This window comes from Achromobacter sp. GbtcB20, from assembly GCF_019091095.1.
GTDB classification, from domain to species: domain Bacteria; phylum Pseudomonadota; class Gammaproteobacteria; order Burkholderiales; family Burkholderiaceae_B; genus Achromobacter; species Achromobacter mucicolens.
The window spans coordinates 1-269 of sequence record NZ_JAGXJZ010000553.1 but is presented as its reverse complement, the minus strand read 5'-3'; the positions used below and the strand labels follow the sequence as shown (position 1 = coordinate 269).

Below are 269 nucleotides of genomic sequence, written 5' to 3'. Positions count from 1 at the left end.
ATCGCCGCCTCGAACTGCACCCGTTGAACGGCCAGGGTCTCGGGCGGCGAAAGACGCTCGAGTTCCAGGGCGACCGTGTCGTGATCGGACAAACCGATCTTGGCGCCCTCGACCTGCATCGCCAGCCAGTGGCCGGCGCGCTCGTCGATCAGGTGCTGCAGGCGCTGCAGCTTGGCCGGCTCGCGCGCGTCGCGCACCAGGTCGGCCAGCTGGGCGGTGCTCTTCCTCGTATACGCCTGGTTGATCGTGTGCCAGGTCGCCAGGTTGAA

Annotated in this window: 1 pseudogene; it reads right to left on the bottom strand. The window is 67.7% G+C overall.

Annotated elements, in window-relative coordinates:
* A pseudogene (locus KVT32_RS30190) lies at positions 1-269 on the bottom strand (heat-shock protein); the annotation flags it as partial.